The organism is Veillonella sp. 3913, assembly GCF_003992235.1.
Lineage (GTDB): Bacteria > Bacillota > Negativicutes > Veillonellales > Veillonellaceae > F0422.
The window spans coordinates 396,049-410,620 of record NZ_RQVF01000001.1; the positions used below are offsets into that span (position 1 = coordinate 396,049).

Below are 14,572 nucleotides of genomic sequence, written 5' to 3' on the forward strand. Positions count from 1 at the left end.
ACTCTATTTGCTGATGTTTGTACAAATCGAATTCCTCTAAACCCTACTATAGGATAACCGTTGTAGCACCTGCACCACCCTCGTCTAAACTAGCTAGGTCATAACTTTTAATTCCTGGTAAGGTTCGTAAATAATCATGAACCCCCGCACGTAATGCTCCCGTTCCTTTGCCATGAACGATACGAACTGAATTTAATCCGGCTAGTATGGCTTGGTCAATAAAACGTCCTACTTCTACAATGGCTTCATCCACAGTCTTTCCAATGATATTAAGTTCTGTCGATGCTTGTTGTTGACGAATCACAGCCATACCAGAACGTTTGCGTTGACGATTGGACATAGGTACAGGATTTTCTTTACGTAATAAAGCACTAGCTTCCTCACGAGTGGCTGCTAATAGATCTTTTTCTTTCACTGTCACCGTAAGTCCATTCATATCTACTTGAATCCGTTTCCCTTGAATAACGAGTATAGTACCTAACGATTGTAGATTATCTAGGAACACTACATCTCCTACTTTTACCTTACTCACATCTAAATGTTCTCGTTTTTCTATAACACCACTAGGGACAGCTACATTGGATACGCCTTTTCTAGCTTTAGAAATAGCATCCTGACGCTTTTGCTTATCCGTCTCATTGAAAGAACCTTTTAACTCTTTGATGATTTGTTCACTTTCAATACGTACAGAACGTTTCATATTTTGTGCTTCTTCACGAGCTTTTTCTAAGATGACCTTTTTCTTATCCTGTAATGTTTTTTTATCTCGTATCACTTGGGTACGCATACGACGCACTTCTTCTTGTTCCTTTTTCAAAGCTCGCTCTCGCTCTTGGGTCTTTCTAAGCTCTTGGTTTAACTCGCGGAGCATATCTTCCATAGCGCTACGTCCGTTCAATTCCCATTGTTTGCGAGCTAAATCCACCACCTCTTGCGGTAACCCTAAGCGAGCCGCAATACTAAGTGCATGTGAACTACCTGCTACGCCAATATGTAAACGGTATGTGGGACGTAAAGTTCTTTCATCAAATTCCACATGCCCATTTTCAACACCTTCCGTTTGATAAGCATAGGTTTTCAGTTCATTATAGTGGGTGCTCACCATCATGAGTGCTCCCTTTTTGCGGAAGTATTCAATAATAGCAATCCCTAAGGCACTTCCTTCTTCTGGATCCGTACCAGAACCTAATTCATCTAATAATACTAAATCATTTGGTCCTACCTTTTTCAGTATCCGAATTACCTGCGACATATGGGCAGAGAATGTACTCAAGCTAGCTTCAATGCTTTGTTCATCTCCAATGTCCGCATAGACATGGTGAAAGATTGGTAACGTAGACCCACTGTCCGCAGGAATACACAAGCCACTTTGGTTCATTAATGCCAACAATCCCAATGTTTTCAACGACACTGTTTTACCACCAGTATTGGAACCTGTAATCAACAAAATACGATACTTCGACCCCAACGTAATGGTAGTAGGCACTACCACATTAGGTGCGAGCATAGGATGGCGAGCTTGTAGTAAATTCACTTCTCGACCTTGACTAATCGTGGCACGGACAGCTTTCATCCGTATGGCTAATTCTGCTTTTCCATAGACAAATTCTACATGGGATACACGTTTACAAGCATCCAATAATGTATCTGCATGAGCTCGTACGAGTTCTGTTAATTCTTTATAGATACGAAGTACTTCTTGTTCTTCTGCCAAGGTAGCTTCTTGCAATTCATTATTTAAGTCTACCAATCGCATAGGTTCAATATATAATGTGGCACCTGTAGCTGATCTATCATGGATAAGACCAGGAAATGCTCCTCGATATTCTTGTTTAACAGGAATCACGTAACGATTATTACGCATAGTAACGATAGCTTCTTGGAAGTATTTTTGATTGTCCTTGTCCTGCAATATTCTTTGTAGGTCATTTTTGATAGCATTTTTGGTGCGGCTCATGGTCATACGCAACTGTTGTAGTTTCGGTGTAGCACTATCTAATAATATACCGTAGGCATCAAAAGTTCGTTCAAAGCGCTTGGTCAGCTTATCGTGACTAGGCAAATCCTGTACCCATAAAGATAGTAATGGATAGAGCAAATATTTTTCTTTAAAAAAGCGATGCATCCGATTATATGCCAAGATAGTGGTATGCAAGTCCCAAAGCTCTTCACGAGTCAAAATAATTTCTTTACGACTTTTCGTACAAGTTGTACGAATATCTTTCGTGCCACTGATGGGTTGCTCCACTTCTTGCTCTAAGGAGCGCATAGCTTCCACAGTTTCATCTAGGGCATCTTCAATTTTTTGACGGTTGTGCATAGGTTGCAAATTCAGTGCATATTCTTTAGCTATGGCAGAGGAACACACATCTGCCAGCTTTTGCCGTATATGTTGAAAGTCTAAGACTTGTTCACTATTCATTATGATTCCCCTAAAATTCCTTTAAAAAAGTGTCCTCGTGTGATATGAGTAGCTCCTTCTTTGCTCGGTGCTTTCACAGTCCCTTCTAGTAATTGACGATACATACTTACCTCGTTAGCAATCCATTTAGGACTTCGTTGTCTTCCATCAATAACCAATCGTTGTAACCCAGAACGTCGTAAGTCATCGATATAGCTTTTCATATCTAACTCACGGCTATTCATAATATGGGTACGACAGAATGGATCTGTATAAATTGGAAATAGTTCACCCTTTCTATCTTGCAAAGCATAGTCTTGTTTCGTACATACCACAGGACAACCTCGTTTATAACCTGTACCGGCAAAACTGCTGATAGGACAATACTCAGAAATCATCAATTCTACACGGCCTTGCACAATAGCTCCAATAGGCATAATATTTTTACTTGCCATCGTATTCATTTGATGCAAGGTAGCCTCTAAGGACACATTGACAGTACTAAATCCTAAGTCATTAAGTATGCCCAAGGTGTGAGAGTTAAAGGTTTGCAATCCTGTATCACCTTCCACCACACCTGTATATCCCAGTTGATGTAATACCTCCAAAGCCCCTAAGAAATGTACTCGAATCCCATCTGGATTGGCTTGTACCATATGATTTACCATATCCCTAAAGGTTGTACTTTCATTATCCTTAATCACCCTTGGGGTACTAAATATAATTTCTTTGTTAGCCTCGCGACAAATCTGTACAACTTCTTCATATACAGGATATGCTACTGGAATTCTGTGTAATGGATCGCCAAACACAATACGGTCTACTGGCGTTATGACCGCCTGCTGCAGGCCTTCTAAGGATTCCACTAAGATTTCTAATTGTTTTGTATTAGATTCTAGGGCATGCGCCTGTGTAAATCCTAAGACCTGCCCCACAGTTTTTGTCATATCTCCTAATAATTCCATCCCTGTGGGCAAGTTCGCTTTACGTGCTTCCCATGATGCCACGTATTGTTCTATTAGAAATTCTTCCATAGCCTCCACAGCATGTCTACGAAGACTATTTAAGACACTGCTAGGCCACATGAAAGAACCTTCTGGAACCGTCACATGATCTAACTCAAATAAAGTATTCCCTAATCGACCTAATTGTTCTGTAATTTTCTCCACAGAAGTAGGTTTATGATTAGCCATTTGTAATACATATTCATCAGTGACTGTTACCGTTTGACCAGAATCTAACATCATCGTCAATGACACAGTACTACCTTCTTCACCATGTAAGAACATATAGGATTTGTATTTACGAGTAAAATCTTTTAAGCCTCGTTGTTTCGTATATCCCCCTTGACTGGCACGATAGACCTTGCCTGCACTAATACTTTCCGTAAGTGGAATCCGATACATATCACGATCGGAAGTCATATCCGCCGTCACCGTAATATAGTGCACATCTCCCGTATGGGCAATGACTTTCAGCAAGTCACCTTCCGCCACAGCCTCCTTAGTGCGCAAGGATAACGTACGGCCTTTAACCTGTCCTTCTCCCAAGTATTTCCCTAAATGGTTAGGCGCACTGATGGTCATCATAGACTTGGAACCATTATTTTCTAAATAAGCCGTAGAGAACCCACGATTAAATCCTTCTTCTAAGCGAGTAAAATCTGCCTCTGTGGCTTGTCCAGATCTATCGATAATAGTCCGATATGTACCGATAACTTCATGCACATAGGATACCTTTTTCATGCGTCCTTCTACTTTGAATGAAGCTACACCTGCTTCGATGAGCTCTTTCATATACGCACTATAGTTTAAGTCCTTAGGACTCATGATATAGGTCTCTTTATCATGAGTAATTTGTTCACCATCTAAAGTAACCAATTGGTATGGCAAGCGACATGGTTGGGCACAAGACCCACGGTTGCCACTACGTCCACCAATGAAACTACTCATCAAACATTGTCCAGAGTAGGAAATACAAAGCGCTCCATGAATAAACACTTCAATTTCAGCCTTCGCATGTTTACAAATATGACGAATTTCATCTAAGCTCAATTCTCTAGATAAGACAACTCGAGTAAACCCCAATCGTTCTAAAAATTGTACAGTCTCCAAATTAGTAGCTGTCATTTGTGTACTACCATGAAGCTCTAAGGTAGGCGCTACTTGACGCGCTATTCTTGCAACACCAAGATCTTGTACAATAATGCCATCTACACCAATGCGTTCTAGTTCCCGTAGATGCTCTGCTAAGGCTTTACTTTCACGGTCACCTACCAAGATATTCACCGTTACATAGATACCCACCTGTAATATATGGGCTAATCGCAAAGCCTCACGCAATTCATCATAGTCAAAATTTCCCGCATGAGATCGCGCATTAAAGACCTTACCGCCTAAATAAATGGCATCAGCCCCTGCTTCAAGGGCGGCCATAAAGTTTTCCATTGTCCCTGCTGGGGCTAATAATTCCATCACAACTCCTTATAATAAATCGGTCATCCCATAAGAGAGATGACCGATTGTTACATCCCGTAGGATTTACGTATTATCGTAAAGTGCAACCTTTGTCTGCTAATTTTGCTAACATAGCTTGGATTCTATCTTCAATATCAGCATCTACTAATGTACCTTCATGAGAACGGAAAGACAAGGTATAGGCTAAGCTACGATATCCTTCTTGGATATGTTCTCCTTCGTATACGTCAAAGATACGAACACTCTCAAGATATTCGCCGCCTTCTCGTTTCATCACTTCTAACACATCAATAGCTTGCACTTCTTTTGGTGCTACAATCGCTAAGTCACGACTAGTACCAGGGAATTTAGAAATTGCTGTAAAAGAAATTCCTTTGCGGTTCACTTGTAACAATGCTTCTAAATCCATTTCAAATAAATATGCTTTACCACTAATGCCATAATGACTTGCTACTTGTGGATGTAGTTCACCAAAGCGTACTATTTCAACACCCTCTACGGAGATACTAGCACTCACACCTGGATGTAAGTAATATTCTTTACTACGGCTAATTGCATAATTTTCAACACCAAGATTAGCGAGTACAGATTCAATGATACCTTTTAGATCATAGAAGTCTACATTTCTAGCCGCTACATTCCATTCTTGGCGATCCCATTTGCCTAGGATAACCCCTGCTGCCATCATCCGTTCGTTTGGCAATTCTGTAAGCGGCAATGCCTTAGGCTCATACACAGCAGCTACTTCAAAAACGGCTAAATCTAAATTCTTTTGAGCTACATTGCGTTTTGCTGTTTCTAAGACGCTAGGTACTAAAGTAGTACGCATCACCGGAAACTCTTCAGAAATTGGGTTTAGAATAGGAATCGCTTGATGTCTGCTATCTGTTTCAGGAATTAACAAATCTTGCAAACTATCTTTATGCATGAAACTAAAAGTAATAATTTCATCTAAACCAGCTTCAGCCAAAGCATGTTTCACATCATGTACTAAGGCATGCATAGGAGATACTGTTCCCGTTTGGATTCGTGCCAATGGCGTAGTAGGTGCAATATTATCATAGTTGTGAATGCGTGCTACTTCTTCTGCAATATCTGGCATGCCTGTTACATCATCACGCCAAGATGGAATAGTAGCCACTAAGGCCTCACCATCAACTTTCACGTCGAAGGATAAAGTTGTTAGGATAGTGATCATCTCTTCTTCTGCAATATTAGTACCTAAATACGAATTCACAGCTTCACTCGTGAAAGACACTGTACGCACTTCTTTTGGTGCTGCATATACATCAACCACACCTTTTGCTACTACAGCACCTGGTGTAATATCCAATAACAATTGTGCTGCCCGATCTAAAGCTAGTGGTGTAACTTCGCTATTCACACCACGTTCAAAACGACCAGATGCTTCAGAGCGCAAGCCTAATGCACGAGAGGTACGACGAATAGAAGCTCCATTAAATACAGCAGCTTCCAATACAACCGTTGTTGTTTCATTGGATACTTCACTATCAGCACCACCCATGACACCAGCCACCCCTACAGGACGGTCAGTATCAGCGATAACTAGCATAGTGTTTGCTAATGTACGATCATTGCTATCCAAGGTTTGAATCACTTCTCCCTCTGTAGCTTTACGCGCTACTAAACTATGTCCATATAGATGATCATAGTCGTAAGCATGCATTGGTTGACCTAATTCCAACATTACATAGTTCGTTACGTCCACTACATTATTAATAGGACGAATACCGCAATTACGCAAACGATTTTGTAACCATAATGGAGATTTTTGAACTTTTACATTTTCAATCAAACGTCCCATGAAACGAGAGCATAACTCTGTATCAGCAATAGAAATATTCAAACGACCTTCAATGGATGGTCCCTCTTCTTGCACTGTTACCTCTGGGAATGTAGCTTCTGTTTTATCTAATACGGCAAATTCACGGCTTAAACCAACCATGGAAAAACAATCTGCACGGTTTGGCGTCAACTCAAATTCATAGACTACATCATTAAGACCTAGTACTTCTTTTACATCTTGTCCAATAGCTGTACCTTCAGGGAAGATATAAATACCAGTAGCTTCTTCTGGTAACACTACATCTGTAGATAAGCCAAATTCTGCTACAGAACAGAACATGCCTTCTGATGTTTGTCCACGAAGTTTGCCTTTTTTAATTTCTGTACCATCTGCTAAACGAGATTTATGATACGCTACAGGAACGATTTGTCCCACTGCCACATTAGTAGCTGCTGTTACGATTTGTTTCGTAACCGGCTCACCTTCTTCTGTTAAGCATTCTACTTGGCACACTTGTAATTTATCTGCATCAGGATGTTTTGTAATTTCTACAATTTTTCCTGTATAGATTTTTTTAATACCTGTATCACAGTTGATCACTTCTTCTACTGGAATCCCAGCTTGTGTTAAGGCATCTGCAAATTCTTGAGGGTTCTCGCCAAGATTCACAGATACATAGTCTTTCATCCATTGTAAACTAGCTTTCACGGTAACCTCCTAGAATTGCGTTAAGAAACGTTTATCATTTTCATAGAATAAACGTAAATCATTAATACCATATTTCAACATTGCAATACGTTCTACGCCCATACCGAAGGCAAATCCTTGTACTTCATTTGGATCATAACCATTCAATTTCAATACATTAGGATGTACCATACCGCAACCAAGAATTTCTAACCACCCTGTATGAGAGCATACACGGCATCCTTCACCGTGGCACATGCAACAAGAAATATCTACTTCTGCACTTGGTTCTGTGAAAGGGAAGAAACTTGTACGGAAACGTACAGCTGTATCTTCACCAAACATGTGTTTCAAGAACAACTCCAATGTTCCTTTCAAGTCAGAGAAGGTAATATTCTTATCGATAACAAGACCTTCTACTTGATGGAATACTGGAGAATGTGTGGCATCATAGTCCCAACGATATACTTTTCCCGGTGCAATCATACGGATAGGTGCATTTTTTTCACTACCTTGCAATGTTCTTGCTTGCACTGGAGATGTATGGGTACGAAGTAATACGGAATCAGTAATATAGAAAGAATCTTGCATATCACGAGCTGGATGATCTGCAGCTAAATTCAAGCATTCAAAGTTAAAATAGTCTGACTCAATTTCAGGACCTTCTTCTACAGCATAGCCCATAGACACAAAAAACTGTTCAATTTCTTCGTTGATTTTTGTTAATGGATGTAAATGGCCTTTACGAACAGGACGACCTGGTAATGTAATATCAATAGTTTCTTGTTCTAATTTAGCTGCCAATACAGCAGATTCCATTTGTTGTTGTACTTCATCTAAGGCTTCTTCCAACGCTACACGCACTGTATTTACCAAGGCCCCCATAGCAGGACGCTCTTCTGGAGATAGTTTGCCCAATCCTTTTAATAAGGAGGTAACTTCTCCCTTTTTACCTAAATAGGTAACACGAATATCTTGTAATTCCTGCAAGTTCGCAGCCCCTTGAATTTGGGCGATTGCTTTCTCTTGCAATGCTTGCAATTGTTCTTTCATTGATTCCTATCCTCCAACTATTCTTCATCTAACAACGACCATGGCAATTCTGGTAATACCAAATCGTCAAGAACCATAAACGTTCCACTTCCCATATAGACAAGTTCTCCCATATCATTATACAAACGACAGGATGTAACCATTGTACTTTGACCTTTGTGTTCCACATTGGATACACCGCGGATTCTTGCATTTTTCGGCAGTGATTTCACAAAATTACCATTAATTTGTGCCGTTGTCACTTGCTTTCCTAGTGTAATACAAGCCAATCCCATAAGATAATCTGATAAACTCAAATGTACCCCACCATACACATCGCCTCGCGGATTACTGTGCAATTGTTCTTCACTGTGAAAGTCTAGTTCCACATGTCCTGGTGACATATTCTTAAGTGTTACGTGATGTAACACCTCAAAAGGATGTGAACTTGTATGCTCTTGAAAGTATTCTAATAATGTTCTATGTTCCATATAGCTAACCTTTCTAAGATTATCTTTTTATTATAGAGGAAAGTCTACCTCATTATCAATAGATAGCTTAGAAATCCTTGATTAAATCTAATAATCCTTGTTCATCCATCACAGGGATACCCAATTGTTCTGCTTTCGTTAGTTTACTACCTGCATCATCACCGGCAATGACCAAAGTAGTTTTTTTACTGACAGAACCTGTTACCTTCGCTCCATGAGCTTCTAGGATTGCCCCTGCTTCAGAACGTCCCATGGAAGTAAGCTTACCAGTCAATACAATGATCTGTCCTTCCAGTTCATTGCCAACGGCTTCTTGCACTTCCTCTTCTAACCGTACTCCCGCATGACGTAACCCTTCAATCAATTGGCGATTTCGTTCATTTCCAAAATATTCTACCAAACTTTTCGCCATGGTAGGTCCTATTTCATCAATATTAGTCAACTCATCTATGGTGGCATTCATTAAGCTATCAATGGAAGTAAAGTATTTCGCAATGGTTTGCCCTGCTTTTGCACCAATTAAACGTATACCCAGTCCAAATAACACTCGACCTAAGCCGCGTTGTTTAGAATCGTCAATCGCTTTTAGTAAATTTTGGGCCGACTTTTTGCCCATTCGCTCTAAGGATGTAATATCCTCTTCCTTCAAATGATACAAGTCCACTACCGTTTCAATACGATGATTTGTCACTAGCGCTTCTACAATACTAGGACCTAATCCATCAATGTTCATGGCATCACGGGATGCAAAGTGAATGATACCTTCCTTCTCTACCGCTGGGCAATGTTCATTACTACAATAAATAGCCACTTCTCCTTCACGGCGCACCGTAGGAGATTCACACACCGGGCAAGCATTGGGCATTTCATAAGGCACAGAATTCGATTTTCGTTTATCTACTACCACAGAAATTACCTCTGGAATGATTTCTGCAGCTTTATGAATACGTACCGTATCACCAATACGAATGTCTTTTTCTTTAATAAAATCTTCATTGTGCAAAGTTGCCCGTGATACATTCGTACCAGATACGAACACAGATTCTAATTCTGCCGTTGGCGTCAACACCCCTGTGCGTCCTACATTGATTGTAATATCCTTCACAATCGTTTCCACTTCTTCTGGTGGATACTTGAAGGCCGTCGCCCATTTGGGGTCCTTCGCTGTGGTCCCCAATGTCTCTTGGTCTTCAAAGTCATTCACTTTGATAACCATTCCATCCGTATCATATGGCAAATTGTGACGTTCTACATCCCAGTAATGAATGTGTTCTATCACCTCTACGATGGAACTACACAATTTATAATGAGGATTCACATGAAATTTAAAAGCTTCGAGTTGCTCTAATAATTCCTGTTGTGTATGTATGTTAGATCCTTCTGATGAACCAATCGCATAGGCAAAAAAGTCTAAATTTCGACTCGCCGTAATGGCTGGATCTTGTTGGCGCAACGATCCTGCTGCGGCATTACGAGGATTTACAAATGTTTGTAAGCCAGCTTCCTCTCGTTCTTCATTGATTCGTTTGAACTCCTTATGCGGCATATAGGCTTCTCCACGAATTTCAATGAAAGGAGGCGCATTGTCAATTATTAGTGGAATAGACTGAATGGTTTTTACATTAGCTGTTACATCTTCCCCTACACGACCATCACCACGTGTGACCGCACGTACAAAGAGACCATTTTCATAATGTAAGTTAACCGCTAAGCCATCAATCTTTAATTCCACTACATATTGCGGCGCGTGACCCAACTCTTTTTCACAACGCACCCCAAATTGTTCTACTTCAGCATCATTAAACACATTGCTCAAGCTGAGCATTCGTTGTCCATGTACTACTTTTTCAAAGCTTCCTTCCACTTTGGCTCCCACACGTTGTGTAGGAGAGGTCGGCACAATATACTCTGGATGTGCTGTTTCTAACTCTACTAATTTTCGATATAATACATCATAGTCATAGTCAGAAATAATGGGAGCATCTTTCACATAATATAAATACGCATGATGGGCTAATTCTTTTTGTAATTGTTGAATGTCTTCTTGAATACTCATTGTATGATTTCCTTATTTTTTTCGTATAGGAGCGAACTTAGCCATAATTTGTCGCAATCCCTGTGTAGGGAACTCAATTTTTAATTTTACATTGGCCCCTTCACCAACTACATCCACTACAGTTCCTTCACCCCATTTAGCATGGATAGCAGTATCTCCCACAGTCCAATCTACTACTTGTGGATTTCGAATCATAGGTTTTGTAACAGGTCGATTCGCTACAGATTGATGAAATGGTACATTTCGTTGTAATTCTTCCTTCACAGTTCGTTTTGTCCGTACTTCTTCCATGAGTTCGCTAGGAATTTCTTTCAAAAAACGAGATGGTAAATACCCTGTAGTTTTACCAAATACAGTCCGTGTAGTGGCATTAGATACATATAGCTCTTCTTCGGCTCTCGTAATCCCTACGTAGGCAATACGGCGTTCTTCTTCTACTTCCTCAGGATTCATCAAGGTACGACTATGCGGAAATAATCCTTCTTCTAAACCAGCTAAGAATACCACGGGGAACTCTAGTCCCTTTGCAGCATGCAAAGTCATTAACGTCACTTTGGACTCTTCTTGTTCAAAGGAATCTACATCATTCACCAATGCTACTTGCTCAAGAAAGTCTTGTAAAGTACCTTCTGGATTTGTATCCATAAACTCTTTGGCTACCGATACCAACTCACCAATATTTTCTAACCGAGCTTGGTCTTGTGGGTCTGTACTATTCTCTAGTTCCACTACATATCCAGTCCGATCTAATACGGCCTCAATAATACCTTGTACGGAAAGCTCTGTAGCCTCGTTGACTAAGGTAAAAATTAAACCCATAAAATCTTCTAACTTTTCTTTCGTTTTACCTTTTATAGTAGGAATTTGGTCCAATTGACTCAATGTCATAAATAGTGAATTATTCGTTTCTCTTGCAAAATCCTGTAATTTACCGACTGTAGTTAATCCAATACTACGTTTTGGCACATTAATAATACGTTGTAAGCAGATATCATCAAATGGGTTGATTAAAATGCGCAAGTACGCCAAAATATCTTTGATTTCTTTACGATCGTAGAACTTGGTACCTCCTACCATTGTATAAGGAATACCACGTTTAATCATGGATTCTTCTAGCACACGAGACTGGGCATTGGTACGATATAAAATAGCCATATCCCCATACCTACGATTGTGAATTTCCTTTTGTTTTTTTATGGTATCTCCTATGAAAGCTCCTTCTTCTTGTTCAGATTGAGCTTCAAAATGACGAATTTTGGCACCCTCTCCTTTATCTGTCCACAAGACTTTTTCAGGGCGTCCTTCATTGTAATCAATTACAGCATTAGCCGCCTCTAGAATCGTTTTTGTAGAACGATAATTCTGTTCCAATTTGATCATCTTCGCATTAGGATAATCTTTTTCAAAGTCCAAGATATTTTGAATATCAGCACCACGCCAAGCATAGATACTTTGATCCACATCACCTACCACGCATAAATTATTCCATTTAGAAGCTAATAAAGATGCTAATGTATACTGTGCATGGTTTGTATCTTGATACTCATCGATCATAATATAACGGAAACGATGACTGTACTTTTCTAGTACGGCTGGATTTTCTTGTAATAATTTAACAGCTACTAGCAATAAATCATCAAAATCTAAGGCGTTATTTTTTCGCAATTCGGCTTCATAATAATCATACACCTTAGACACTTGTTGTGAATAAAAGTCACGAGCTTCACTACGGAAATCCTTAGCTAATTTCATTCTATTTTTTGCATCGCTAATCTGTGATTGCATAGCCCCTACAGGGTAATATTTATCATCTAAATTTAGTGCTTTAATTGCTTGTTTAATAACTGCTTGAGAATCACTAGAATCGTAGATGGAAAAGTTTTTACTGTATCCCATGAAGGAATCTAGTTCAAAGCGCAAAAATTTAGCACAAAAGGAATGGAATGTACTAAGCCAAATACGGTGTGCTGTATCCCCTACTAAGGTTTCCACACGTTCTTTCATTTCTTTAGCCGCTTTATTGGTAAATGTGATGGCTAAAATTTCATAGGGGCTTACCCCTTGTGTCAACAAATAGGCGATACGATATGTTAACACTCGTGTTTTACCTGATCCAGCACCAGCCAATATAAGAAGAGGCCCTTCAGTTGCGTATACTGCCTCTTGTTGCTCTTTATTTAAACCGTCAAATATCATAATACCTCTCTTGCATATAACAAGGGTGCGCTGTGTTTCACTACAACGCACCCCCTATTATAGATTAGCCTTTCATAGCACCCACAATTGGTGGTACTACTTGTTTTTTACGGGATAATGTATGTTCTAAATATACTTCATTGTCCACAGGTTGTGCATTAAATGCGGCTGCTACCACATCATTCGCATCTCCAACAAAGATTAAGTTTGTTGCTTCTGTTAAGATATTTGTAATCATCAAGTAAGAAGCGCTGTAATTATTGGCACTACGTAATTCTTCCATCGCTTTTAATAAGCATGCTTTACGACCCAAAATATCTGTAGTATCCATTACTTGGATTTGGCCAATACTGATGATTTTGCCATTTGCTTCAAATTCTTTTAAGTCTGTACGCACGATTTTTTCATCGGAATAATCAGATACATCAGAACCAGCTTTCAATAATTCCATACCATATTCTTCTAAGTTAACACCAGCAATAGTTGCTAGTTTTTTAGCCGTTTCTTTATCTTTTTCAGTGCAAGTAGGAGAACGGAATAATACTGTGTCAGAAATAATAGCAGATAGCATTAAGCCAGCAATATTTTTAGGAATCTCTTGTCCATATTGCCAGTATAAATTAGCAAGAATTGTACAAGTACATCCTACAGTTTCATAATGAATGAAAATAGGATTATCTGTTACCAACCCACCAATACGATGATGATCGATATTTTCGATTAATTCTGCTTCTTCGATATCGTCAATAATTTGTACTTTTTCATTGTGATCCACAAGAACAACTTTTGTTTTTTGCTTTGGAGCTTCTACATTAGAACGAATGATACCTAAGTATGTACCATTGTCTACTACCGGATATCCACCGATGTGGGAATTAGCTTTGAAGTCACGTAATTTCGTCTCTTTACTAATCACTTGGCAAGATGTTTTTGTACAAATCTCACTAGCTGTTACATTTGCATTGCCACCCATAGCACCTTCTAAAGCATCAATTAAGCGTTGTGCCGTAATCGTGCCTACATAAGTAGTACCATTTTCTACCACTGGAATGCGGTTCATTTCATATTGTTTACGCCATGCTAACACATCTTGTAACGTTGCTTTTGCATCGACTGCTGGAATTGTTTCTAGTACATCTTCTACTGTTACAGCAAAAGAAGTTACAATTTCTGGATGTTCAAAGCCAAAATACTTTAACGCAAAAGATGTTTCTTTATTTGCTTGACCCGCACAAATTGGTTGTGCTGGAAAGCCCATTTGATTTTTTAAATTTGCATAGGAAATAGCAGAACAAATAGAATCTGTATCTGGACTCTTATGTCCTGTTACTAAAATTGTATCTCTTAACATAATGTCACCTCTTATAATCATCACTTGAGTTATTTATTAATGTTTCTTTATTATACCATAATTAGGTATAAAAT

8 protein-coding genes are annotated in these 14,572 nt (G+C 39.3%); all 8 read right to left on the reverse strand.

The window, feature by feature from the left end:
* Nucleotides 1-46 precede the first annotated feature (46 nt).
* The 8 genes from EO113_RS02055 to EO113_RS02090 all read right to left on the reverse strand — a co-directional run bounded on the left by EO113_RS02055 (nt 47) and on the right by EO113_RS02090 (nt 14,498).
* A complete protein-coding gene (locus EO113_RS02055) occupies nt 47-2,422 on the reverse strand; it encodes an endonuclease MutS2 (RefSeq protein ID WP_127135427.1) in 2,376 nt (791 codons plus the stop codon).
* Nucleotides 2,422-4,875 (reverse strand): DUF3656 domain-containing protein, encoded by a 2,454-nt coding sequence (locus tag EO113_RS02060; RefSeq protein WP_127135428.1) that lies wholly within the window; start codon nt 4,873-4,875, stop codon nt 2,422-2,424. The genes EO113_RS02055 and EO113_RS02060 overlap by 1 nt, the downstream gene beginning before the upstream one ends.
* 73 nt (nt 4,876-4,948) lie before the next feature.
* Nucleotides 4,949-7,393, reverse strand: a complete 2,445-nt coding sequence (gene pheT, locus EO113_RS02065; RefSeq protein WP_127135429.1) for a phenylalanine--tRNA ligase subunit beta — start codon at nt 7,391-7,393, stop codon at nt 4,949-4,951.
* A gap of 9 nt (nt 7,394-7,402) precedes the next feature.
* The gene (gene pheS, locus EO113_RS02070; RefSeq protein WP_127135430.1) at nt 7,403-8,425 is read right to left on the reverse strand and encodes a phenylalanine--tRNA ligase subunit alpha; all 1,023 of its coding nucleotides are present in this window, start codon (nt 8,423-8,425) and stop codon (nt 7,403-7,405) included.
* A 17-nt stretch (nt 8,426-8,442) separates the two neighbouring features.
* Nucleotides 8,443-8,895, reverse strand: a complete 453-nt coding sequence (locus EO113_RS02075; protein ID WP_009354207.1) for a PaaI family thioesterase — start codon at nt 8,893-8,895, stop codon at nt 8,443-8,445.
* A 67-nt stretch (nt 8,896-8,962) separates the two neighbouring features.
* On the reverse strand, nt 8,963-10,951 hold the full coding sequence (ligA, locus tag EO113_RS02080; protein ID WP_126940241.1) for an NAD-dependent DNA ligase LigA: 1,989 nt from the start codon (nt 10,949-10,951) through the stop codon (nt 8,963-8,965).
* A 12-nt stretch (nt 10,952-10,963) separates the two neighbouring features.
* Complete coding sequence (gene pcrA / locus EO113_RS02085; protein ID WP_127135431.1) at nt 10,964-13,147, reverse strand: DNA helicase PcrA; 2,184 nt, start codon at nt 13,145-13,147, stop codon at nt 10,964-10,966.
* Between the two features lie 64 nt (nt 13,148-13,211).
* On the reverse strand, nt 13,212-14,498 hold the full coding sequence (locus EO113_RS02090; RefSeq protein ID WP_127135432.1) for a manganese-dependent inorganic pyrophosphatase: 1,287 nt from the start codon (nt 14,496-14,498) through the stop codon (nt 13,212-13,214).
* Nucleotides 14,499-14,572 lie beyond the last annotated feature (74 nt).